This is a genomic window from Tamlana crocina (assembly GCF_012037625.1).
In genome coordinates, this window is the sequence record NZ_JAAVJS010000076.1 from 1 (window position 1) to 655 (window position 655).

The window sequence follows — 655 nt, forward strand, 5'->3', positions numbered from 1 at the left end:
GGCAAAATATTATATTGTGTTGACGGTAATTATTTTAATGGCTTCCTGTCAAAAAGAAGAAGGAATTAAGGAGGAACTTGAGGTCGAAGATGCTGTTGTTTATGAAGAATTTTTCATAGCTGAAGTCGATGGTGAAGAATTCGAAGTTCTCAATTCCGAAAACATGAGTGCAACCAGGAGTGTAGGACCAGAATCCGGAATTCCCGCTCTTTCTGTCTTCGGATACAGCGAAGAACAAGGTTACATAATGCTATACTTTTGTTTCTATGAAGGGAAAGGAAATTATACAACAGGAAATAAAAAGGATGTAGGTTATTCTCTTTTGTGGGATGATGAGGATAACGTGTGGGAAGATCTGCCACAAAAAGACAATCCCAGTGAAATAGAAATTACTTACGCCGATGATAAAATTGTGGAAGGCACCTTTGATGTAACTGCTTACAATACCGATGACATTACTAAAGAAATCAAATTCAGTGGAACTTTTGGTGTTCTCCTTGAAGAAGAGGATACGGAGAATTAAATGTTCCTCATAAGTCTAATTTGTTGGTGATCAGGCCATCCCTATCCCATCGCCAACACCGCCTTTTCGGCACATTTCTCCCCGTCTATAGCTGCGGAAACTATTCCGCCGGCGTAACCTGCACCTTCTCCG

General features: G+C 40.5%; 1 protein-coding gene. It reads left to right on the plus strand.

From position 1 onward, the window contains the following. A partial coding sequence (locus tag HC176_RS15685; RefSeq protein WP_209309738.1) for a hypothetical protein occupies positions 1-523 on the plus strand: 523 nt, incomplete at its 5' end. Positions 524-655: the final 132 nt, after the last annotated feature.